This window comes from Chryseobacterium sp. DZ-32, assembly GCF_059587025.1.
The window spans coordinates 142,077-167,330 of record NZ_JCAIOM010000005.1; the positions used below are offsets into that span (position 1 = coordinate 142,077).

Annotated in this window: 15 protein-coding genes and 1 tRNA gene; 7 read left to right on the forward strand and 9 right to left on the reverse strand. The window is 33.2% G+C overall.

The features are described 5' to 3' along the window. Window positions 1-15: 15 nt before the first annotated feature. On the reverse strand, window positions 16-741 hold the full coding sequence (locus tag AC59HC_RS07215) for an NUDIX hydrolase (protein WP_047430953.1): 726 nt from the start codon (window positions 739-741) through the stop codon (window positions 16-18). 644 nt (window positions 742-1,385) lie between these two features. Here AC59HC_RS07215 and AC59HC_RS07220 point away from each other — a divergent pair. The 3 genes from AC59HC_RS07220 (at window position 1,386) to AC59HC_RS07230 (ending at window position 2,884) form a co-directional block, all read left to right on the forward strand. Beyond that, window positions 1,386-1,529: a helix-turn-helix domain-containing protein gene (locus AC59HC_RS07220; protein ID WP_496558325.1), complete on the forward strand. Its 144-nt coding sequence runs from the start codon at window positions 1,386-1,388 to the stop codon at window positions 1,527-1,529. Between the two features lie 773 nt (window positions 1,530-2,302). Continuing rightward, window positions 2,303-2,443 (forward strand): hypothetical protein, encoded by a 141-nt coding sequence (locus tag AC59HC_RS07225; RefSeq protein WP_165585125.1) that lies wholly within the window; start codon window positions 2,303-2,305, stop codon window positions 2,441-2,443. Window positions 2,444-2,506: 63 nt separating this feature from the next. Continuing rightward, the gene (locus AC59HC_RS07230) at window positions 2,507-2,884 is read left to right on the forward strand and encodes a hypothetical protein (RefSeq protein ID WP_496558326.1); all 378 of its coding nucleotides are present in this window, start codon (window positions 2,507-2,509) and stop codon (window positions 2,882-2,884) included. Between the two features lie 347 nt (window positions 2,885-3,231). Here the strand turns inward: AC59HC_RS07230 and AC59HC_RS07235 are convergent, their stop codons facing one another. After that, window positions 3,232-4,677, reverse strand: a complete 1,446-nt coding sequence (locus AC59HC_RS07235; RefSeq protein WP_095439071.1) for an RNA repair transcriptional activator RtcR family protein — start codon at window positions 4,675-4,677, stop codon at window positions 3,232-3,234. A gap of 293 nt (window positions 4,678-4,970) precedes the next feature. Here AC59HC_RS07235 and AC59HC_RS07240 point away from each other — a divergent pair, with 293 nt between their 5' ends. The 4 genes from AC59HC_RS07240 to AC59HC_RS07255 are packed head-to-tail and all read left to right on the forward strand — an operon-like array spanning window position 4,971 to window position 7,847. Then, on the forward strand, window positions 4,971-5,243 hold the full coding sequence (locus tag AC59HC_RS07240; protein WP_294333858.1) for a hypothetical protein: 273 nt from the start codon (window positions 4,971-4,973) through the stop codon (window positions 5,241-5,243). A gap of 7 nt (window positions 5,244-5,250) precedes the next feature. Continuing rightward, a complete protein-coding gene (locus tag AC59HC_RS07245; protein ID WP_294333862.1) occupies window positions 5,251-6,267 on the forward strand; it encodes a CBASS cGAMP-activated phospholipase in 1,017 nt (338 codons plus the stop codon). 4 nt (window positions 6,268-6,271) lie between these two features. Further along, the gene (locus AC59HC_RS07250; RefSeq protein ID WP_496558327.1) at window positions 6,272-7,213 is read left to right on the forward strand and encodes a cyclic GMP-AMP synthase DncV-like nucleotidyltransferase; all 942 of its coding nucleotides are present in this window, start codon (window positions 6,272-6,274) and stop codon (window positions 7,211-7,213) included. Beyond that, a complete protein-coding gene (locus tag AC59HC_RS07255) occupies window positions 7,206-7,847 on the forward strand; it encodes an SEC-C domain-containing protein (RefSeq protein ID WP_496558328.1) in 642 nt (213 codons plus the stop codon). The genes AC59HC_RS07250 and AC59HC_RS07255 overlap by 8 nt, the downstream gene beginning before the upstream one ends. Here AC59HC_RS07255 and AC59HC_RS07260 read toward each other — a convergent pair. The 7 genes from AC59HC_RS07260 to AC59HC_RS07290 all read right to left on the reverse strand — a co-directional run bounded on the left by AC59HC_RS07260 (window position 7,844) and on the right by AC59HC_RS07290 (window position 25,251). Beyond that, the gene (locus AC59HC_RS07260) at window positions 7,844-12,274 is read right to left on the reverse strand and encodes an AAA domain-containing protein (protein ID WP_496558329.1); all 4,431 of its coding nucleotides are present in this window, start codon (window positions 12,272-12,274) and stop codon (window positions 7,844-7,846) included. The two genes, AC59HC_RS07255 and AC59HC_RS07260, sit on opposite strands and share 4 nt — an antisense overlap. 785 nt (window positions 12,275-13,059) lie before the next feature. Then, entirely contained in the window at window positions 13,060-18,927 is a 5,868-nt protein-coding gene (locus tag AC59HC_RS07265; RefSeq protein ID WP_496558330.1) for a DEAD/DEAH box helicase, read from the reverse strand. A gap of 27 nt (window positions 18,928-18,954) precedes the next feature. Beyond that, on the reverse strand, window positions 18,955-21,939 hold the full coding sequence (locus AC59HC_RS07270) for a hypothetical protein (RefSeq protein ID WP_496558331.1): 2,985 nt from the start codon (window positions 21,937-21,939) through the stop codon (window positions 18,955-18,957). Window positions 21,940-22,003: 64 nt separating this feature from the next. Beyond that, window positions 22,004-22,870: a helix-turn-helix transcriptional regulator gene (locus tag AC59HC_RS07275; protein WP_496558332.1), complete on the reverse strand. Its 867-nt coding sequence runs from the start codon at window positions 22,868-22,870 to the stop codon at window positions 22,004-22,006. A gap of 129 nt (window positions 22,871-22,999) precedes the next feature. Then, window positions 23,000-24,220, reverse strand: coding sequence for a site-specific integrase (locus tag AC59HC_RS07280; RefSeq protein WP_496558333.1), 1,221 nt, complete (start codon window positions 24,218-24,220; stop codon window positions 23,000-23,002). Window positions 24,221-24,471: 251 nt separating this feature from the next. Then, a tRNA-Ser gene (locus tag AC59HC_RS07285) sits at window positions 24,472-24,559 on the reverse strand. Between the two features lie 197 nt (window positions 24,560-24,756). Beyond that, window positions 24,757-25,251: a hypothetical protein gene (locus AC59HC_RS07290; protein ID WP_110009767.1), complete on the reverse strand. Its 495-nt coding sequence runs from the start codon at window positions 25,249-25,251 to the stop codon at window positions 24,757-24,759. Window positions 25,252-25,254: the final 3 nt, after the last annotated feature.

The following is a 25,254-nucleotide window of genomic DNA, read 5'->3' on the forward strand; positions in this document are numbered from 1 at the left end:
ATTTTTTTAAAAGGGTTATTTTATAAGTTTTGTATTGTTTTTCTTGTAGATTTTAGCATCAAATCGGTAATATCTTGCTGCGCGGTGTGATACATCTTTTTGAATTTCATCCAAAGGAACGATATAGGGGAATGAGGATATTTTTTTATGAAAATTCTTAATATCAATATTCTTTTCATTTAAAGCACTGTACAGCTGATAAAGCTGTCTTATGGTGAATCTTTTAGGCAGCAGCTCAAAAATAATGGAGAAATCAGATTCAATCCATTTTCTGATCTCCATTAAAGATTCAGTGATAATTTTGTTATGATCAAAAGGCAGTACCGGAACCTCATCAATAGGATACCAGTCTACGGTATCATATTTTGTACTGTTGATCTTATGATCTATTTTACAAAGAGAAAGATAGGCCACTGTAATGATCCTGTCTATATGATGTTTGTATTCCTGATCCATCCATTTGATATCATGGGCATTGCTCGCTCTCATGGGATCGGCAAAGCATTTGAACTGTTTGAGAACCATTTTTTTAATCCCTGTAAGTTCATGAAGTACCCTTTGTGCTGCATCATCTACATCCTCATCGCTGAAAATAAGACTTCCAGGAAGTTTGATCTGCTTTTCCAACGGAACGTCATCAACATGGCGTTGTACTAGTAATATATTCAACCTGTTTTCATGGTCAAATCCAAAGACAACACAATCTACAGAGACATAGGTATGAATAAAGTTCTGATTCATTAGTTTGTTAACATTTTGGTAACATTACAAATATAAAAATTCATCTGAATAAAAAAAATAAATCCGCTATTATCTACTGCTTATCAATGATTTACATATCGAATTTTTATGATATCAATTGTATAAAAAATATGATAAGGTTATCATTAATTTTACACTTACTTATTTCATAAGACATGAATTCACAATCAATTGCAATTTCACAATACCCTTAAAAAGATTATTTTTTTCTGAATAAATATTATGATAAGAACAATTATTTTTTTTTTCATTTTGCACGAAAAAAAAATGTAAAAAGCACACTTTTCATTATTAAAAAAGAGGCAAATCATCATTTTCGATTACCATTTTTTACGCTCTAACTACAAATAATTACGAAACAGTCAGCCTAAACAATAATATGATATAAGAATGTAAACATGAAAACACTCCACAAAACAGCACCTGGAAACACCTGAAAATTTCGGAAATCAGAGAACAAAAAAACCTGCAAAAATGGGATTCTGCAGGATTAGATGAAAGTTACGTTTTCCCAATCTTGAACTTAAAAATATCTGAAAGATTTACATTAACGAATCACCTGCTTTCTAATAATGTATATTTTCTTTTCTTGATCCTAAAAAATGCTTAAGATTTTCCGGCCTATGGAATTAATTAAAGATACCGATCTGAATATGACTGAAATTACCTATGAAATTGGGTACTCCCATATTGCCGATTTCAGCAATAATTTTTATCAACTTACCAATATGAGACCTACCGAATTCAGGACAATGTCCAGAATATGAAAAATCATTTATCAGATGTGATTCTAAGGAATTGCTCTTTAGAATGATGAGCAATAAAAAAATCCTTGAATCATTTGATTCAAGGATTTTTGCGGAGAGTGAGGGGATTTTGTACCCATTCCTCATCGCTTTATAGATAAGATTTTCGCTGTAGCATCTCTGTGAATGGCCTCAAATAGGACATTTGCAAAAAAGTAGTAAAATCCTAATTTAAATTTTACGTAGTAAAACTAAAAATTTCTGCTCAAATCTGCAAGTAAAAAGTTCAAATTTTGAACAAGTTTTTTAGAGTTCAATTAAAGAATTTAATCCTTCTTTTTGCACCTTAAATTGTCAGTTGAAATATTTCTAAAAGAAAACGAAGAAAAAAAATTAAAAAAAAGAAAAAAAGAAAGCCTTTTGAAAAGAGCGTGGCATTCTGTCAAGGTTTTTTGGAAAAAGTTTTTACGTAGATTTTTATACGTAAAAAGTTTTTCTGAAAATCCGGAGGACTTGATCTTGACAGAATTTAGGCTGGTGGGCTTGGTAGCGAATTATCTTTGGCTTCTGTTTTTTTATTTTTAGTAACTAAGTATGGTGTCTTAAAAACATATATGAATAAAATATAAACGATGCTAATTAATCATTATTTACTAAATCATCGACTAACATTTTCGCTTGTGTAATTACGGTATCAACCGCTTTTTCCTGTAAATCAGGTGGATAGCCAGACTTTTGTAAAAGCAGCTTAGAGAATTGTAGAGACAGCGGACTACATAAGAAAATAAAACGACGTGAGTACTCTACATTATCAGCCATTGAGGTACTGGTATACCGTGGAACAGATAAGAGATAGAGACTCACGCCTAGGTCGTGAGCCGCTTACTTATCCTCTCGTTCCTAAAAATTACCAGTTTCCAATGGCGAGATTCTAAGCAATAGCTTCTAATATTCTTTGAAGTATCGCAAAATTAACAAATAATAATTTATTAATAATAATGCCAAATATAAAACAAAATATCGGTACGGCAAAGCGTGCCGATATTTTATTCATTAAATTGTTAATTGCATTAGTGAAAACAGAAGATGACATCAATAAAATTAAAATTATAATCTCTCTAAGAAAACTTTTAGAGAGAGGAAAGAATTTGCAAAAAAATGTTGTTGATAACAAAATCATATACAGTTATCATACAATATCTACCAATGCCTTAATTAGAAAGGCCACAGTGAACGATACATTAAATGGAAATACATCCCCAACAGCAATAACATTAATTAGCATTATTGGAGCATTAGGTTTTACAATGGCTGATTTTGGTGAGGCCTTTGATTCTATAACAGATAAGGATATTAGAGAATATTTGAAATCATAAATGATAAATATAATCCTAACGAGTTGGGATTTTTCTTTTTTGTAGCACACAGGATTTTATAATAATTGGAAAAATTCTGAGAAAATTTTTAGTTGATAATTCTAACAGTTTTATTTTTGTTGTTTAAATAAATCATAGCTAATAAATAGCTGGGTAACAAATTTTGCCCGCAGTAAAAGTTTTAATATCTTAACAAGGACCTTAGAAAAATAGATCAAGTCGAAAATTATAAGTACATTTTAGTGAAGAATATCTTTGATATTTAAATTCATCTTTGCAAATCTATTTACCGTTTTTTCATAAAAAGCATATAATTCAAACTTACCTCAACACTATTAGATTTTTAATTAATTTTCTATATTATAATCTTTAATTTTTTTCTCTAATGTATTAATTACACAGCCCAATAATTTTGCTGCATGTTGTTTACTTTTCGCAATTTTTAAAACTTTTATTATGTGTAATTTTTCAACTGTTTTCAAATCCAATTTGGATTCATCAGAAGGATTTAGAAGCCTAACAGGAAGCGTATCCCTCGAAACAACCTCGTTATTAAAAACATAAAGATTTTCAATTAAATTTTCAACTTCTCGAACATTTCCAGGAAACGGATAATTTAATATAAATTGTTCAATATCTTTCTCCAAACGCAGCTTTTTAGGTCTTTTAAATAATTTTCTTTTAGATTCTATAAAAAAATCAATCAGTTCTTTCTTCTCCTTCGCTCCTCTGTCACGCAAAGGAGGAATAGTAAGTTCTGTTACAGCAAGACGATAGAATAGATCCCAACGAAAACTACCTTCTGCACATAGCTGAGGAAGATTTCTATTTGTCGCCGCTATAATTCTTACATCAATCTTCTTTTCTTTGACATCACCTATTCTAAGAATTTTCTTTTCTTGAATAACGCGCAATAAGAGCTGTTGCATGTAAGGGGAAATATCCCCAATTTCATCTAAAAAAATTGTTCCACCGTTTGCTTCTTCCAGTAAACCTTTATGATCTGTTACCGCCCCAGTAAAGGCCCCTTTTGTATGGCCAAACAATCTCGATTCCAGAAGCCCGTCAGTAAAAGCAGAACAGTTTATAGCTACAAATGGCTTTTGATTTCTTGCTGAATTATTATGTATATAACTTGCCAAGTGCTCTTTGCCAGAACCACTCTCACCAAAAATTAAAGTAGTCACCTGATCAGCTTTAGCAATCATCTCTGCTTTCGAATAAATTTGCTCCAATGAAGCAGTTATAAGATAATTCTCTTTATGATATACGACACTTTCTTCTTTAATTATACTTCCACCTGGAATTGTAGATTTTACAACATGCATATCCAATAATTCGGCTTTACCGGTTTTGGAATGCCTTTCAGGACGTACCTGATATAATTTTGTATTTAACAACCCTGATTCATGAATCAAATACCATGAGATTTGCATTGCGGAAGTACCAGGTGAAAAAAAAATATTGATTTCATCGTCTTTATATTCTCTTATCAACAAACCTTCTACTTTACTTTTTATTTGAGATATATCGATGACGTCTGTGATATCCAGATATTGTGTTTCAATCTTGCGATCAGGATATTTTTTATTCAACTCAGTTCGTAATTGTTCAATATAAATATCGGGTTCAATTCCTTTTTCAGCTGATAAGATAACATGCCTGTCATGTTTATAGAAATCCTTATGAAAATTAAATGTCGGGCCGCTTTCGTTGACTCCGTTTACCTGTTTTGTTTCTGGATTTCTGGAAAAGTCATGCATAGTTGCAATCCAAGATATTAATGTTTTCATATCATTTTTTGATAATTAAAAATCAAATATTGATAAAATTTATGACAAAAACAAGCTAAAAACGATAAAATTTCACTTGGCATATAATTCGCCCTAAATACAGTAGTTAACAAAAAAAATGTAGAAATGAAAAACAAAAAGACAGTATATCGAGACGCTGGAACAGGAAAGTTCGTAAAGAAAAGCTATGCAGACAAACATCCTAAAACAACAGTTAAAGAAACAAAAAAATCAAATAAATAGTCGGAACTATCCAATGAAAATAGTTCGTTTTAACAGCAAATTTTTAAAATATGGCAACAATAATCACTTACGACATTCCTTCCAAACATCGGGAATTTAAAGAAAAGATGTTTGAGTTGGGCTACAAGCAGGTTTTCAAAGACCAAAAGGGACTTGACGTACATTTACCAAACACAACTCTTATACATCAAACGAAGACTGCTGCAGAAGGAAGAGATGACGCCCAAAGGATATGCTCAACATTAAACATATCTCTTGAAAGATTCATATCGAGTCAATTTGGTCCAAATTGGGCAGCTATTTATGGAACACCATTAAAATAAGTGCTAGATGGAGAAAAATAAAAAATTCAAAATACTCTCCATTGACGGAGGCGGGATAAGAGGTCTTATCCCTGCCAAAGTCTTGGCTGAATTAGAAGAAGAATTGCAAAAGGAAGAGCCAGACAAGCCGCTGCATGAACATTTCGATCTTATCTGCGGCACCTCAACAGGAGCCATACTTGCTATAGGTCTTGCGTTGGCTATACCAGCAAAAGAGCTGGCAAAATTCTATGAAGATCATGCAAAAATCATCTTCCCAAGATTTGTCTTTCGTTTTCTGCCCCGAAAAAGTAGAGCTTTCTTTAATGCTATCTATAGCAACAAGCAATTGCTAAAAAAGCTAAGAGAAGTTTATGCAGAAGCAAATGGTGGTCAGGATCCGCTTATGAACGACCTCAAAAATAAAGTCTGCATTCCTGCATTTAACGGAAATGATGGTGCTATAAACGTGCTCAAAACTAAACATCATCCGGAATACAGGAGAGACTACAAACTTCCGGCATACCATGCAGCAATGTCGAGTGCCTCTGCACCCGTATATTTTCCGCCCCATACCTTTTCATTTAAGAATGAATTTGGAGAAGGAATTAATATCAATATGATTGATGGTGGAATATTCGCCAACAATCCCGCATTGATAGGCGTGTTTGAAGCAACCGACAAGCTGAATATCTCCATTGGTGATATAGCGGTCTTATCTTTGGGTACGGGTCAGGGAAAACAAATCATAAAACGCACATGGCGTCCAAAAAACGTATTCGACTGGCTATTTCCAAATCCTAAACTGGTAGACTTAGTATTGGATACACAAGCACAGATCACAGAACAATATTTACTCTTTTTACAGCGAGCATTAGGTAAAATAGGCAACACATTCAGCCATTTGCGTATCCAGCATGATATGAAAGGCGACAACATAGAACTCAACTCCTCCAAACAAAAACACATAGACCGCATGAAGTCTATCGGCGAAGAATTAGCAAAAAACAGATTAACAGAAATTTTAAACTTTTTAAAACAATAACAAAATGGCAAACTGTCACAATTTATTTCAGGAATATCATAGCGATATCTCCATAGGTTCAAAAAAGAACGAGAAAATGAAGAATTCAAAAGAAGGACTTCGTAAAAGAATCACGGCTTGGTTCAAAGAAAACCATCCGGATTATGTACCCTACTTCTATATACAAGGGTCTTATAAAATGAAAAACGGCATCCGTACAGCAGAAGATATCTGTGACCTCGATGACGGCATCTACTTCTTTCGGGAACCCGATGTCTCCGCGTCAACCCTCAAGGAATGGGTAAGACAAGCCGTAGATGGCTACACCGCTACAGCACCAGAAAATCGTAAAAAATGTGTACGCTCCATTTTTGCCAACGATTATGAAATAGACCATCCGGTTTACTACAAAATAGACGGGCAGGAATACAAAATCGCAGTCAAAGGTGTTGGGTTTGAAAATAGCGACCCGAAAGCAGTAGTAGACTGGTTTGTATCTAAAAAAGACAAAGAGGGCCGATTAATACGAAGCATCAAATACCTGAAAGGATGGGCAGACAAACAGAATTTTAAAATGCCAAGTGGACTAGCATTGACAATCCTTGCAAGCAATGCAAAAGAAAAAATTGTATTGAATGAACGTGATGATATTACGGCACGTGATATTTTAAAGGAAATCAAAAAAGCTTTAAATAATAAATTTGAATGCATCGTCCCAGCTGTACCTAATGATGATTTGCTGGAAAACTATTCAGACAAAGAAAAGTTTTTAGAAACGCTCGAAAAATTCATAACAGATGCAGACTCAGCAATTCGGGAGACGAATCAAAAAGAATCCAGCAAACTGTGGCGCAAACATCTCGGAGACAGATTTCCTCTGGGAGAAGACAAACAAGAAAACAATTCACGTACTTCAGCGGCAGCAGCGGCAGGAGCTGCCACATCCTATCCTTTCGGTCATGAATAACGCATACATCCGATTTACTGAAGAAGCTGAAGAAGCCATAAGCAATTTTCCCGACTTACATTTACATAGTCGGGAAGATGCTCTGCCATTCCTGGAAGGCAAAATCAACCTGTTAGATGAAAACAGAGCCGCTTATGACACTTATGCCATACGCATAGAATGCTCTCCCGATTATCCTAATAGCTTTCCGCTCGTATATGAAACACAAGGGAGATTGCCGCATAATATAGATTGGCATCTGTATAATGACGGACATTTCTGTATTTGCACACCCATAGAAGAATACATTCACTGTGCACAGGGAATTACGCTTACCTCTTTTATCCAAAACCAGGTTGTGTCTTATTTACACAACCAAAGTTTTAGAGAAAGAGAAGGCTACTTTCTTCACGAACGATCCCATGGCCTGCAAGGCATCTTAGAATCTTTATATGACCTGCTAAAAACCAGAGACACAAACAAAATATATTCGCTGCTAATTTATATCTATAAAAACGACACCCCGTCACGCACTTCAAAATGCTTTTGCGGAAGCAGTAAAAAATACAGACACTGCCACAGAGAAGCCTACCAGTTGATAAAAAGTATGGGACAAGATCGATTGCGTTCCATAATCTTATTCCTAAGACGCTAATTCGTAATCAGCTCATAGCTAAAATGTTCATTAGTAGCATACCAATCCTGATCCGGACTATCATAAGACACCGTCTCTTCTCTGGCAATAAAAACTTTATTAAGTTTAGGGACTTTTGCCAGCAGCTTCCTTAGATTCTGGTCACGATTCACCGGATTCTGGTACACCAGAATATAATTATTCAGCGGATATTGACTCATAAAATCATTCAGAAAACCAGCCAATCCATTTACATCTTCAAGATCCAGATTAGACAAAGAATTAGCGCAGGTCAGCACAACCGTATGAGGCAATGTAAACTCATCTTTATAATAAGCCGGATTATTCTTTTCCAATCCCTCACACAAATCAAAAGTATCCATAGCTTTAAAAACCCCTGATTCGCTAAATTCTTGCGCCTTGTTCAGCATCGCCTTCGAAACATCCACACCCAGATAATGCACCTTCCGACTGACCTCAGCCTTAAAAACAGTATTAAAAGCCAGAGAAGCCGTCAAGGGACCGCAGCCAAAATCGATAAACATTATTCGCCCTTCCGTATGCTCAAATCTCGACAAAAAGAACGCCTTATTTTGAAGGAAAATATGCTGTACCGAAACAAAATTCTTTCTCATATTCCAATAACAATACAACAAGACATTCTCTTTTGGCGTATAAAAATCCAGTAAACTCTGGCTATCCAAAAAACCTACATTTTGCTCATAATTGAAATCAATTTGTGCATCAAAATCGGCCGTTCCATACCGGATAAGATTGTTGCGTGTAAAATCCGTATTTAACCCCAATATTTCATTAGGCCATTTAGTTCGTCTGTCATTTTTAACCACAGTCACCACCTTATTTTCAAATACACTTTTAAAAGGTTCGCTAATCACAGATAACGCTGTTTCCCCGGCAGTAGAAGTCCTGTCAGGAAAATAAATAGGCTGGCCTTTCAAAATATCAGACAAAGGCGTATTACTATAGCCGCCTTTTGATTTACAATACTCTATCAGTCTCAGATAAATAAGATTATCCGATAATATAGCATCATTGCCGACCAGTACCATCTGCTCACGAGCCCGTGTAAGAGCCACATTTAACTTACGATCCACATCGCCCTCATCATTCAAATTAATCATTCCCCGCAACTGGAATGGATTATTCACAGAAAAAGAATAAATAATAATATCCCGTTGGCTTCCCTGAAATCGCTCCACAGAATCGACAGTGATTTTATCATAATTAGATATGCCTTCCTCTTCGAGCTTATGCTTGATAAGCGCTATCTGATTTCGGAAAGGAGCAATAATGCCCACGGTTGTAAGTGGATCAAATGGCTTATCATTACCTTCATATAAAGCTATGATTTCCTTAACAACATAAACAACAAAATCAGCTTCACAAGCATTGGTTTTTCCATAAAGATCATTGACCTTCTTATTGTTAAAAAAGACAAGCCTCTTTTGGCTCAGCAACTTTCTGACGCTATTGGTGCCAGATTCTGAAAACTGCAGATCTGCTACCTGACGATACAATGCGGTCTTAGTGGGAGCATCAATACCTGGCGCATCATAAGCCTCGCGCAATAATCCTTTATAAAAAGCAAAATTTGGAAATAAAGAAATGTCTTTATGCATACGCCCCTGATAAGTCAAGGTATCATAAGAACTCAAATGCTTATTTTCTTCGCAAAACTTATAAAGGCGTTCAAACAAAGAATTCTTTCTGTTATACAGCCCAATAGACTCCAGCAACCCGTTATTGGTTTTAGAGCGCTCAGCAGACTGCAGCGAAATTGCAGGCAATTGTTTATGATCGCCAATAAGCACAAACTTCGAAGCTTTCCCTAAAATACCCACCAATTGAGGTTCTAAAATCTGAGAAGCCTCATCAACCAATATATAATCAAAGTTTTTTACCTGAAAAATATATTCCTTGCTACCTAAAGAAGCCACCGTAGATATATACACATTATTTTCCCTGATAATACGGGATACCTCAGTACGATCAAACCTCTGTCCCAATACTCGTAACTCTTTTTCTCTCGTTTCCATTACCACATCCAGCAAATTGTCATGATATTCAGCACCTGCAGACAACCGTGAACCAAAGCGAATAAAATTCCGACCGTTCGTTCCTGCACAGGCATTGTTAATTGCATCGCAAAGTTCATCAACAGCACGATTTGTATAGGCCAATACCAAAATACTTTTGCCGCAGGCAATAAGTTCTTTTACCAGATTCTTGATAATAATGGACGTTTTCCCTGTACCTGGAGGACCATTCAATAAAAAATAGCGATCTGCAGATAAAGCCTTATTAATAACCGTTTGCTGCTCATTACTCACAAAAGGATTTTTATAGCCATAATCTTTGCCCTTGCCGGGAGACTCCTGCGTTAAAATCAAATTTTTAAACGACGAACTTTCTTTCAGAAAACCATAAAGATTACGGTACATAGAATTAAAAGAAATTTCCATAAAGTCACTCTCCAATGCCCATTTTGCATGGGTTCCAAAAGAAGTAAAAAATGCCTTATTGCGTTGTTTGTATCGGAAATATACTGTAACTGAACCTGCAGTAATTTCTTTAATAGTACATTTAAAAATCTGGCTATGGGAAACCAGATCCGATTCGCTGTTACGAGGATATAACACACAAATATCACCTATCCTGAAATTTACATGTCTATTCTCCGTATTTGTCCTTTTGAACTTAATAATTTGATCTGCCTCATCAATTTTATTATTTGTAATTTCCAGATCATACAGAATTTCAAATTTTTCCTTTTTCTCCTCAAAACTATCCAGCCAAAGTCTGGCTAGGCCATTTGAACCATTTTCTCGATCCTGTTCAGCACTGCCCACCTTACTTAGAAAATGCTCATAGGAAACATAGTTTAAAAAAGAAATAAAATAGCTCTTTTCAAGATTTGAAGCTGACGCTATTGGCTTAAGAAAATTATCTACTTGAGGTTCTATCTTATTTCTAAAATTAGGGTGAATATCTTTCTGAATAATATTCTGGGCGTTGATCATTGCTAAAAGAGTGGCAGTAGACTGTTCATTATCTTTTGCAAGAAGATGTTCTATTGCAATAATTTTATTTCTCAGATTGATTACCTTTTGGAACCCGTTGAGAAAAGCACCGGTATTCCTCATATTTCCTCGGTCTGGTTTCGAATACAAAATAAACCCCTGCACTTTAGCGTTGATCTGTCCCACACTCAGCTTTTCTACTTGCGAATAGAGAAGATAATACATAAACAACTGCGCCTGATGGTTACCCTTAATGCTAATACCATCATCTGGGAAAGGAGTACCACCCGATTTTAATTCTATAATCTTGGAGAGACCTCCACCTTTTTTCCAATCAAGCATATCCATTCTTCCTTGCAACCCAAACTTCTCAGACAAAAAAGAAGGTTCCAAAGAAATATTTTCTAGATCAATACCCAATTGCAAAAATTCATTTTCAATTGTATTCTTAATTTTGAGAAACTGCCTCTGGCCATCCTGATAATAGGCACTAAAATGCTGTCGCTCTGCAATATCCTTACAGGTAGTATACTCAAACGGACTAGTTCTGAAATGCTTGGCAAAAGTGTCACCGAACTCCACAGGAACCAAAGGATTTGAAAACACCTCATCTACGACCAGATTGGCAAAATTACCCAGCAATATATGCTTGGTATTAGCCACCGGCTCAAACTTTGACTTTAAAAACAATAACTCCGTTTCTCCATAATCCTGTATGCACTCTGCCACAGAAGAAACATCCAACAGATAATCCGGTTCCAGCACAATAATTTTAGGATGAAAAACTTCATTCGCATCAATATCGATATCGACAAGATATAAAACAGCACCTGCCCAAAAATCTTTACAGGACGTAATTACGTCATTTATACCATCTTCTAGTATCTGGACGGTAACGAGCTTATCCGGAGCGAACTCGAAAGCAGGCTCCTTTACACTCAAAACATCAATATGGCAAACTAAATGATTCTCCCTCTTTTCCACAATGCTGACTTTAACCTCGCTTAGTCGTACATTCTTAATGGCAATAAATTCCTTAATAGGTTTTTCCTTCAATAACAAACTATCGGGAACATGGATAGCATATACAACCTGAAGAAATTCAGCAAAAAGAGAAATATGATATTTATAATTGGTTTCATCAGGAATAAGACCTTCATGCAGTACTTTGTTAGCTGTGACACGTAATCCATGAATAGACCTGTTAACCTTATGTTCTTGGCAGACAAAATTTAAACGTGAAAAAAAATTAGCAAACTGAATCGAGGCTGTTGAGGTAATATTTTTACAAACTTTTTCTAATAAACTTCTTAGTTGAGGATATTTTATCGACAAATGCAAAGATTCATTTTTATGAATACTCTCTAATTCTTCAAGAAATTCCAGAGCTATGATTTTTTTGGTCATTAGTTAAATAGTATCATATTAAACTTTTATACAACTTTTTTCGAAGTTGCAGTATATGACAAAGTTATTTAAAAGAACGTTATATCGATTACGGAAAACAGTAATTAATACGATTTTTTTAATATTTTATATAAATAATTGAATATATCTATATCATTCTGAAAATATTATTGATACCTGTTAATAGTGCATTTAAGTTGTAATAATAATCTATTTAGTAGAAAATAACTAACATAGAAGCCTTAAATTCCCAGCGCTAAATCCAATATAAGTTCAAAAATCCACTAATGAAATACCTGTCGATTCTTCAAAATGTTTTTAATATAATTCCTAGCTAATAATCAAATGCTTCGCCGCCTATTAAAGACATTGCGTGGCTACCGCCTACATTCCTTCTGAGCAAATCAATTTAAGATTTATCCCTATAAAACACCACTGCAGTAGTTTCTCGAGCCTCGTATCATTATTGGCCGTAGTAGCCAAAAACTATTTTGGAATCGAGGACTTCCTGGCTGAACAATTATAATACAGGTAAAAGGTTCCACTGAATACCTGTCATGAGTTTATATAAAATCCAGTTAATAATTTCACAGATAGGAAAACCTTCTTTTCCGATATAGATATAAAGGACAATTTCTGATTCTATTATATCTTGAGCAATACTTAACATAAAGGATGGGATATTTTTTGGTTTAACGACTAAATTTCCTAATCCTTTTTTTATTCCAAATAAAAAGTATAATTTTCAAAAGTTAATATGACTTCTATATAAAAATATGATTATTTTAAGTATTTATTGTGTCAAAGCTTACAGTATATAAAATCGGATGGCTATTTATTTTCAAAATATCTAAAGATTGATTTAAGCTACTTAAATCATCTATTTGAATATTACTTTCAACTAAACGCCATCCATGTTCAATCCCAGCATCTGGACGTATAATAATTTTACATTTATCATTTGAAAATTCAAAATACCGGTAATGTGGAATTTGGGTATTTAAAATCTCCATGTTTTCTATGCCAAGATCATATTTGTATAATTGGATAAAAGATTTCCGCAAATCTTGGGTTTGGAAATCATGAAATACTTTTGAAGGATTTCTTTCATTTATGAAATCTTGACCATAAAAATTAAAATCTTGCAGTTCAAAATTAAGTAATGATTTTAACTCATTAACAAATTGAAGCATTAAAAAGCATCCAAAAGGTGTTTTTAAATATCGATCATAATATGAAACTTTAAATTTTTGTCCATCCATGAAATACTTTAAATCGAACTTACTTTCCAATCCATTGACTAAAAGATTAGCAAGATTTTTTGAGGAGATGCTTTCCGTTGTATTAAGTTTAACTTCAAAAATTTGATTTCCTTGGATATAATCTAAAACATTGAGTTTCTCTAAATCCCTTGTAACTAATCCAACTATTCTATAAAGTTCACCATTATCAGTATCTCCCCAAAATTGATTTAAAGAAAGTTTTGCTTCTCCATTAATAAAATATGAGTAATAGTTTCCATCTAATAATTTTACCGAAGCAATCTCTATTACTTCACCATTTTGAGTTTCTTTTTGAGTCCAAATTTGTGACCATGAAGAGACTTGAATCAATGTCATAACGTTTTGAGGGTTATTTAGCACAGGTCTAGTTTTAAAAACTAAATTGATTTTAGTTTGTTTTTTAATATTTTCTAAAAATAGTATATTTTCTAAATCCCAATTAGAAATTTCATTATCAACATCCAACCAAATTTCTTCAATTGGGTTAGTATATGATACTTTAAGTATGTCTACTCGAATACCTCCTAAAATTCTTTTTGGATTCTGATATTGAATTAATACTTCTTGTGGAATTATGAATTCATCTATCTGATTTAACCAGCTTAAAGCTTTATTACGATCTAAATGATTGAGATGCCATTGTGTTTTTCTATTAATCAAACACTTGGTACAAGCATCTGAACAAGTACATTCCAGTTTTTCTTTTGCCGCTTTTAGTATTTCTTCAACATATAAAAAGAATTTTGTAGAATACCCAGCTCCACCTTTAGTTGTGTCAAAAATAAAAATTGTACTATAATGGTCATATTTCTTAATACCAAAATCTATTTCTGAATCCTCAACCGCGAGATAAGACGCAAGTTCTTTTACAAAGATTGTTCCCAACGAGTAAAGAAGTGTCTCATCTTTAGAATATCTATCATCTTCTTTGATTCTAATCTCACAAAAATCTGTTTTGAATCGTCCCCCTAAAATCACATTAGGACGGATAGAAGTTGTGGTATAATTTCCTTGGCAAACAACACCATTTTGATTATCCTGTCCCCCTCTTAATCTTCTATGATCATCAAGTTCTTCTAATGACAATCCTGTTTTACCACAATTTAAGCAAACATGGAAACCTTTGCCATTTCCCACATTATAATATAAAATCTCTCCGTTATCTTCACTTTCTCTAATATCAATAACGTTGATTGTATTTTGATCCCAAGGCTTAACATTTATAAGTAATGGATCGACATATTGCGTTCTTGAAGTTTCTGATATTTTTCTATTTGGAGTTTGGTAAATATCAACAGCAAAACCTACTGGTTGAATCATTTCGGTAAAATTTCCTCTATTGTCATCATCATTGAAAATTAATCCTCTAAAACTTTGATCGTTGCAATGGGGGCAGTTAGAATCAATTGTTTGATTTTCTGCAATCTCTACAATTCTTTGATAGCCGCAAGTATTACACATTTGGATAATTTCTTTACTTGCCTGAGAACCTCGATTGTTATCTAAAGTAATTCCAGCAGATTTATAATTCATTCCATCGATGACAACATGATTTCCTGGGGCGAACTCTGTTAATGCTCGGGTTATGAAATAAGATGGATTTTCTCTTTTCTGTCGTTTATTTAGATTATCGATATTTGTGGTTTCAAATTCCACTATTCCTGTAGGCAGGCCTGCAGTTGGAAGAAAGCCTTCCTGAGCTAAAAATGTAAGCGCATTTTTATTTAAAAACTGATTATTCTGGATGCTTACAGCTTTATATGCCGGAGAATTTTGACCAAACTCATTTTCAAGCTCATCGAGTTTATTTTTAAATCCTTGTTTTTTAGATTGTGTATAATTTAATATTTTATTGAAATTTGAAAGAACTTTATTAATAATAAAATTAAAATTTCTTTCTGCATAAGTTGTATTTATTGTTATACTTTTTAATTTATCTTGTAAAGTTGTAGTTTCTCCATTCATTAACCAACTTACGAACCTCGAAGCAATAGGATTGAATTCAGCAAAGAAAAAATCTGTGATTTTATCAGTTACTCTAATTCCTCGTACTTGTTCTGTCTGAACAAATTTTCCAAAGAAAAATGCATTGATATGCCTTTCAATAACTTGTTGGCTGTTAAACGAAATAAAAGGCGGTGCTATTCTATGAGTTAAAGCCCAAGTAGGTGCGTTGAAAGCATTTAAACCAACAGGATTTGGAGCACAAACTGTAAAAGCTAAAGATTTCGATTCTTTTCTACGTCCTGCTCGTCCTGCTCGCTGTAAGTAGTTTGCTGGGCCCGGGGGAACATTATTCATTACTACTGTTGAGATGCCTCCAATATCTACACCCATTTCCATTGTTGTAGAACAATTTAGAATGTTTATTTCGGAATTTTCAAACTTACTTTCTAGTTGCTTCAGACGTTTTTCAGTTTGTTGTGCTGAATGTTCTCCAGACAAATAAATGGGTCTATTTAAAATAATTCTTTCATGAATATTATTCCAAATACCTTTCTGTTTCCATTGTGCTGAGTTTTCTGAAATCCATTCTTTTGCTGTTTGTGTAATATCACCTTCAGTTTTTAATTTGTATTTAGGAAACTTAACTGGATTGGTACTTTCAAGTTTGTAATGACGAACATTTTCTTCAGTTAAAGCACCATTTATCCATGGTGATACTCCTCTAAAATGAGCATCAATTAAACGCTTTTTTACTGGACACAACCACAAGTCATTGGCTAACTGAAATCTTGTTTTTTCTTCTAAATTTAGCTTGTATGCTTGATTTCCATCTTCGGTTAAAATCGGTCTTATATTCTGCCAGATACTTTTTAGTATCTCATTAATATCATCTTCAACTTCAGGTGTTATTTCATCTCTTTCAGAAAATCCTAAACCAACACAAATTAATAGAGCAAGTCTATTAGGTCTTAAATGGCTTCTTTCGAAGGTAGGCCATTCTGCTGCTCCGACAATATTTGAATTTGGATTATGGATTAATGAACTTCTTAAAAATGAAGTCGAATAAGGATAAATAACTGGGTCTATAAAAAAATTAAATTTATTTCTTATGATATAATCTAATCCAATTTTTAAAAGAGCTTTCCATTCTGCAACAGAAATATTATACCGTTCCGCAATTGATGGCAACTGTACATTGTCTAAGTCCGGAAAAACCAAACTTATCATTCCCAAATTTTCAAGTGAACGCTCTCTAGGTAATCTCCTAGCAAAATTATCAAATAAAAGAGCTCGTGAATATTTTTCAATGTTCACAATATCCTCTTCTCTAGGGTTATTATTTCTAAATAATGTCTTTAAATCTGTCTTGGGATTAACAAAATCATAAATTTGCTTCCATGTTAATCGTACCGAGTTTGCTACCGGTGCAGGCAACTCAGCTAACTGTCTTTCATAATCTCGTTTAATCACAGGGTTTGTTGCGTTCCTAATTTGTGTTTCCAAAAAAACTCTTACAGGATCTTGAGTGCTAATTGTAATATTTTCTAATGCAAGTTTGTGAAAAACCTGTGAACGAATCCAATTGCTTTCATTGTCAATATTGATAAGTGCAGATATTTTGGCAGTTCCCTGTCGGCTATCAGTAAAAGAAATATATTTATGTCCTTTCCACAAAGTTTCTTGTTTGATTTCGCCTGATTCAGGTGTGTTTTCAAGAAAAATATCCGATAGGTTTCTATTCATGAACGATGAAGAAATTCTAAAATGTAAAGGATTTTCTAATGATGTCGCGCAATGAGGGCAAACACATTCTCCCTTGACATTGTCCGCTTCCACAAAGTCTGCTCTGTTGCTATCTACAGTACCCGAATTATCAATACCAAAATCATTAGTACTAATAACAAACCTCTTATTCACATTTTTTCGCGTAAAAAAGAAAGACTCAGTAGTTTGTTTATCTTCAGAATCTTCGTCGTTATCAATGTCATCTATTATAAAATTATCCTGATTAATTGACCTAGGTAGCTGCAATGTTTCCACTCCTTGTCTATTTTTCTCTTTTTCTGCTTTTAATAATTCATTGCCACAAGATCTGCAGGCAACCAGTTCAAACATTGGAAAATTACAATGAGAACAAGTTTTTTCAGTATAAGTTGTTAAATTTCCCATGTGACTTACGCTATCAAAATTCTGATGCTTATTGCATTCTGGATTTGAACAAGCGTACACTCCGCCTATGCCTCGTGAAAAAAGATGCATTCTTAATGGAAGTATAGAATTTTCTTGCAGATCTTTTTTTTCCACAAGACTATCTAACCATTCCAATTTTTCCTCTGTAGAAGCATCGTCAGCAACAAAATGATTAGAAATTTCTGATAATTTAATAGCTGGTGAAGCATAAATTTGATTTCTTAATTGTTGAACCTCAGGCTTATTATCGATTTCAAATTCATCAGACAAATCTGTTAACTGACGATTTCCTGTAATCACTTCTATTTGAGTACTATCAATACCACAAAGATTGGCCATGAAATCTTTCAGCTTATGATTGCTGTCTTCTCCAGAACCAACAGTTGCCGAAGTAATTGCAAATCGTAAATCTTTCACATTAACTTCAAATGCATCTACAACTCTTCTGATTAATAAAGCCATTTCTGTCGCAGCAGACCCAACCAATGTATGTGCTTCATCTAACAAAATCCATCTTAATTTACCTTTAGAGTTTTCTAGTAATGAAACGTCTTTATCTCTCACTAAAAGATATTCTAACATTGATGGGTTTGTAAATAATATCTGCGGAGGTGTATTTCTAATCTGCTTTCTAGAAATCAATTCTGGAAGTGCGTTTCTTGCATTATTTCCGGTCGCCTCTTCATCTGTATTTCCGTTATAAACAGCATAATTTAATCCGCCAATCGCTTTTACCCATGTGTCAATACGTTTTTTTTGACTGCCAATTAAAGCATTTAAAGGATACAGAAAAATTGCCCTTACACCAATTTCATCTTTACAGTTTTGATATAAATCTTGTAATACAGGTAACATAAAGCATTCTGTTTTACCAGATCCTGTTCCTGTTGTAACAGCAATAGACTTTTTTTCCGAAAGAAGTTTTTCCCAACTAATAATCTGATGTAGATAAGGTTTTCTATCTTTTGGAAATTCATATTCACCTTTTATTTTATCTAATTTTTTTATAAGATTTTGATCAAATAAATCTGTTAGTTCTCCAAATGTTTTTGTCGCAGGAGTCCATGGGAATGTATTTTGAAATACAGGCTCCGCTAAGAGATTTTCATGACATAATAATTCTTCCAAATAATTCTGAAATTTCGCATCTCCTGTCGCCCAAAGAGATAATATAGAATCTGTGAGTCTGTCTTGAATTTCGGTGTAGATTTTTTTAAAAATAAGTTCACTCATAATTATTAGTTTTTATAATTTTTCTGCTTAGTTTAGGTAATAAATCAATGAATCTTCGTACCACTTTTTGTCAATATTTTCAACATATTTTATCATTCTGCGGTAATTATCTCCGTTCGTATGCCATAAGCCCTGATTCTCTTTTCTTATTGAGGAAGCAACTGCCAAAGGTGCAATAACCAAAATATTAACCTGATCACTCCATTGTTGGTTGGGTATAGGTTTTAAATAGATATTTCTATCTTTTGTCAGATCATACTTTGGTAATTGATTTAATACACGGTTGCCTAATCTTTCTCTCGCATTATTTAATTCTGCAAGAAAAACAAAACCCTTATTTACTTTATTTTGTAATAAGCAAACTTTAAGATTTTGAAAATGATACCCAAACATTGTAGCAATTGCTTCGAAATTTTGAGGGTATTGATACCAATGCTCAAGTTTAATCCAATGAAAAGAGAAACCTAAATCATTTTCAAGCTCGATAAAATTATTTCCGGAAAAAGTAAATTGTCCATTATCAAATTTTTCCGATAAGAATACAAATGCTTTAGCTGCTAGTTCCGAAGATGTTGTGATTGATTTTATAATATCAAAAGTTGCAAAAGGCAAATCATTTTCTCTACATAAAATATAATACACCCAGAATTTATTCCAAATATTACTCTCAAAATCCTGATTCAAAAGCTGATCAGCAAAAGATATCATTCTTGAAGATCTATCATTATCATTTGTAAATTCATTGTCAGGATTCACGCTTATAAAAACAGGTTTTATCTTTGGAAAAGTATTTTTTGAAGAAAAGAGAATAAATTTTTCAATGTTTATTTTCTGCAAAGAGAAACAGTCTTGTTCTTTTTTAAGCTCTATTTTGTCAATTTCATCCAAATCACAATCTAGAGGCAAAGCAAAAACTGTATTTGCAAATTCAAGATCATCATCCATGAATCGAATTTTGTTATGCTTATTTACTTCCCAAATCACCGTTTTAGAAAATTGTTTTATGATGAAACTTTTAATCTTCTTAGGTTTGGAATGGGTAAAAATTTCGGAAATGGCAACATCAACATAATTGTCATCATCAATCACATTATAAAGTTGAAACAAGGATTTAAATGTATCAGAAAACTCAATTAAAGAAATTACTTTTCTGTCAATTGTTTTATTAATCGTAATTTCATCATTCTTGTGATTTCTAAAAGAAATTTCAAATTCTCTTGCATACAAATTAGAAATTAACCTCCAGCCTCTGATATTGTCTAAATAAAGTACTTCGTTATCAATCTTCTGGCCGTTTTGATCAACTATGCACAAACCTTGAAAGGGAGAGGTTACTTCAGCAATAAGCCCTGCAGATTGTCTGTTTATACTAAATCTAGTTTTTATAGATGTTGGAAATGAACTGTGGTCAATAATATTAAACTTAGTGCCAAAATCCTTAATAAAAAAATCATAAAGATTGGAAGAATAAATTTCTATTGTAAAAGGTTGACTATTTTCAAAAATAAAAAGGTGATCTTTGGAAATCACTGTAAGCTCCAAATCGGCAATATTAAAAACTCTATCGAACTCTTCAATCTCATTATGTGTAATTTTAATATCTATAACCCCCTTAGAAAGAGGTGTATTTAAAGAATTCCATTCAAGCTTATCCGAAGGCTTCCATTGAATAAGAGGGTGACAAATCCTTTGTCCATTTTTATCATAAACTAACACGCGCAGTTGATTTCTTACAATCTCCAAATTCGATTTAAGAATCCATTTAGGGCGATCTCCCAATATGGTCCACTCAAAAAAGCTTTCTATATTGGTATTAAATTTATAGCCATTTCCACCCTCTTTTTGAAGATGCAATTGATTTTTGAACTTAATGAAAAAATATTTATTTTCATTTATTGAATATTCTTCTTTAAGTTCTACATTTCCTTGACAAGAAAATGAATTGTCACATAATATAAATGCTGAACTATTACGAGTATAGCGTGATTTTTCTAAAAAGTAAATTTCATTATCACTACTATTCCATAGTGAGGGTGTATCGAAATACAATTTATGATATAATAAATGATTTGCAGGATAAGTTCTATCTGTAGAATCAATAATATATATATCAGGATCTAAATTTTCATATTTTACAACATTTGTAATTTGAATCAACTTATAAGTTCCATCTGTTCTTTTAACAATTTTAGCAACTAAATCACTATCAACGAAAAGTCTATATTCATTTTGTAATTCCAGTTGAGTATCATTCAAAAAATATTGAAGGTCTTGCTTTGTGATTTTAGAATTCAACGAAGTATTTAAGAAAAAGGATTTTTGAATTTTATTAAAAAACCACTTAAATTTCAGAGAATTCCCTTTTCTAATAACCTTATCTCTTTCTTTAATCAGATCTTCTGCGATTCCCTTTAAATCATTGTTTTCCTGAAATGACAGCAAGATTGTTTCATCGTTATCTAAAACAGCTCTTACAATTTCGAGACAACTCGAATAAATAATATGATTTTGACTAGACTTTGGTAAAAAAGATATTAACTCAGTATCTGATGAAAAATCATCAATACTATTTGGATTGAGATGTATAATTTTTAGTAGAAAATCTCGATATTTTCCTTTATTGTTTTTAATATGATTTATGGGTAAACCTCCTTGTAGAAGTAGTGTTTTAAGATATAAAGTATTTTGAATTTTAATCCAATTAAAACTCAAGTAGTCTCCTCCTTTCTTTGCCAATTTGAAAAATTCTTCCACGTCAAAACACAAATACTTTCCACCTATAGAATTATATACATCAACTTTAGAAGGATATCCTCCATTGTAATTCCTTTTCCACCATTCTGCATAGTATAGTGCACAAGTACGTGGGTCGAGATTTGAGACTTTTTCAACAGTTTGGAATCTAACTTTTAACTGTTCAAATTCAAAATCTGATATATTATATTTCCATAGTGGCTGACCATTATGAAACCTCAATTTTCTTGCGTGTAATATTTTAATAAATTCGCTCATCAAAGTTTTTTTCAAATGTAAATGTTATCTATGCAGCTAATCTGCATAGATAATTACAAATTATCTAGATATTTGTTTTAAATATATTTCCAACCGCACTATCTGCCAATTTAATCTTATCTATTCTATCTTTTATAACTAACTTCAATTCTTTAGGTTGTAAAATGTACATGTTCTCACCATAAGAAAGAATTAAAGATTCTAGTTCATAATTAAGTTTCACCTTAAGATACAATACATTTCCTATAATTCTCTGAGATCCATGAAGAGGCTTTGAATTAATGTAAGGAATTATGTTTTCAGATAATTCAATAGTTATATCAACAGGTTCTTTAGATTCCTCATTAGATACACCTATAATGTCGCTAAAATATTCGTCAAAATTAATTTCGCAAATTTTGTACTCTGCTTTAGAAGGCTTGATATTAATTATTCGATCAAGTGCTAGATTTTGGATTTTATTCAAATGATTATTATAACCAAATAAAAACCATCGATTGTTATATTGTTTCAAATAATATGGTGAAACAACTAAAACTTTCTCTTGATCTGAAATAAAACTTTTGTATTTTATATCTAAAGATTGATTATTGATTCTAGATAGTGTTTCTATAGCTTCATTTAAGGAATTTAATTCTGAAGGATTTAGGGGGCTTTTTAAAATTGAAAATTTAGGATTAGAATAACGATAAAATACTTTTTTCCCATCTTTATAACTTTCAATAGGTGCATCAAAACCGGCTTCACTACGCATGAAATTTATATCTGCTAAAATTTGCCTACGGGAAATGGTTGTTTCTGCAACGTAATAATCAGTAAGTACACCTGAACAATGTTTAATTAAATCATTTATGAAATACTTTTTATAAATATTTGAAAAACATCTTTCAAGAGTTTTGTATCTGATTTGAGCATTTTTATTTTGAGCCATTCAAAAAAGTATGAATAACAAAAATAGTAAAGATTGCTATAAAAAAATTATGGTAAAGCGTAAAATTAGTTGATATTCAACATTATTACTAATTTACCATAATAATCTTCAAGATGAAATTTTTGACTATTACTTCTTATCCAAAAATTTTTCCTTCAACGATGCCATATCATCACTCACTTTCTTATCCAGAATCTTAGCATAATGCTGAGTAGTCTTAATATTCGTATGCCCAAGCATTTTACTTACACTTTCAATGGGAACCCCATTGGATAAAGTAACGGTAGTAGCAAAAGTATGCCTTGCGATATGGAAGGTCAAATCCTTATTGATTCCACAAACGCTCGCAATTTCTTTCAGATAAGAATTCATTTTCTGATTGCTGAGAACAGGAAACAGCAAATCTGAATTGACGCACTGCGGATGATTCTCATATTTTAAAACCAGCTCTTGAGCCAAAGGCAATAACGGAACTCTGGTTGAGGTATCTGTCTTTTGACGGTGGGTAAAGATCCATTGATCACCATCAACGCCGATATTGACGTTAGATTTTGACAATTGCTTTACATCCACATAAGCCAGGCCGGTATAGCAGCTGAAAAGAAAAATATCGCGAACCTGGTTCAATCGATCTGATGCAAATTCCTTTTCGTAGATCATCTGAATTTCTTCTTTGGTAAGGTAAGGACGTTCCACAGCTTTGATCTTTGCTTTGTAACCCAGAAAAGGATCTTTCGTGATCCAGCCGTGCGCCATACACAGTCGGATGATCTTTTTGAAATTCTTGAGATATTTCACAGCAGTATTGTTTCCACATTTACGCACACTGCGCAGCCAGAAATCATAATCACTGATAAAACCGTGATCGATTTGTGTGATGTCGATATCAGAAACTTTGTATTTCCAGTTAATAAATTCCTGAGTATGTTTTAAAGAAGTTTTGTAACGTTCCAATGTTCCTGGTGCAAAATCCTGACCGACCAAGGCTTCCACTTTGTCATTATGCTCTTGGAATATTGGAATAAGCATTCTTTGCTCAATATCAGTTCCAAGCAGTTTAGATTTTAAACTCTCTGCAGTTACGAAGTTTTCTTCTTTCAGCATTAGGTAGTGGAAATCGTAAACTTTCTGTTCCAAAGTTTTAAGATAGAGATTCAGCGTTTTGGCTTCTTGCGAATTACCCAATGCCTTGTGTGCTTTAACATCCCACTTTTTCGGATCGATATACCTTTTAGCGGCAATGTCTGCTGCCTTGCCGTCTATCGTGATTCGTAAGTAGATGGGAGCGGTTCCGTTTGTTCTGATTTTATTCTTTTTGATAAAGAATAACAGGTTGAATGTTTTGTTCATTGTGTGATAACTTTAATGGTTTAATAATTTACTTTTTGTTACCACTTTTTGCAAGATGTACAATCGTTAAACTGCCTATTGGTCGGGCTTTCCTTGATTTTTCGTGACCCATTTTTGTGATTTTTTTAATGGGACACGAAATAGGTCATATAAATCGTGACCTATTTTGGTTTTTTTTGATACTGCGCTAAAACAAAAAACGCTGTAAACATTGATGTTTACAGCGTTTTAGCTTATTTTGGTTTCTAACCTGGCGGAGAGTGAGGGATTCGAACCCCCGGACCTGTTACAGTCAACAGTTTTCAAGACTGCCGCAATCGACCACTCTGCCAACTCTCCTTAAACTCCGGTAGCACCGTTGTTTTCAGTGGTGCAAATATAGAAAGTTTTTTATTACTGACAAAATATTTTTTCAATAAAATTCGTATTTCTGCAACTTTGCAGAAATCTTTATTTTCTCAAGTTTGTCAAACATAAACATTAAGAACTCACCATCAGCTATTTATCCTTACACAGAAAGTATTAAGCTTTAAATACTATCCGTAGTAATATTCAGTGGTGATATCTCCACTAAAAGCAGGATGCATGTCCTGTTTCTGCATATTCAGTTCAAATAATCTTTCACCATTTTTATTTCCGCCCCTTATTTTTAAGGAGTACCACCCGTTTTCAAGAGAAAGGGTAACACTGTTTTCTTCACTGATGGCAGCGATATCCTTCAGATATCCAATGCCGACAATTTTTACTTCATTATTCGCCGTCTGAAATATCCAGCCTTTTGATTCCACCTCTACTTCTTCATCACTCAGAATCTTTTCATCATTCACAGAAACACGGAATGCATAATAATCTTCTTCTACCCCTATTATCGGAATAGCAATTCCCGACTTTGTTATTTCATCGCCATGTTCATTTTCTACGAAATATTTTAAAATATTAGTACCTGAAAGCTGATGATCCTGCAGATACTGCGCTAAAAGCTGTGGACTGAATATCACGAAACCTTTAAGTTCAGAGAATATTTTTTTCATAAT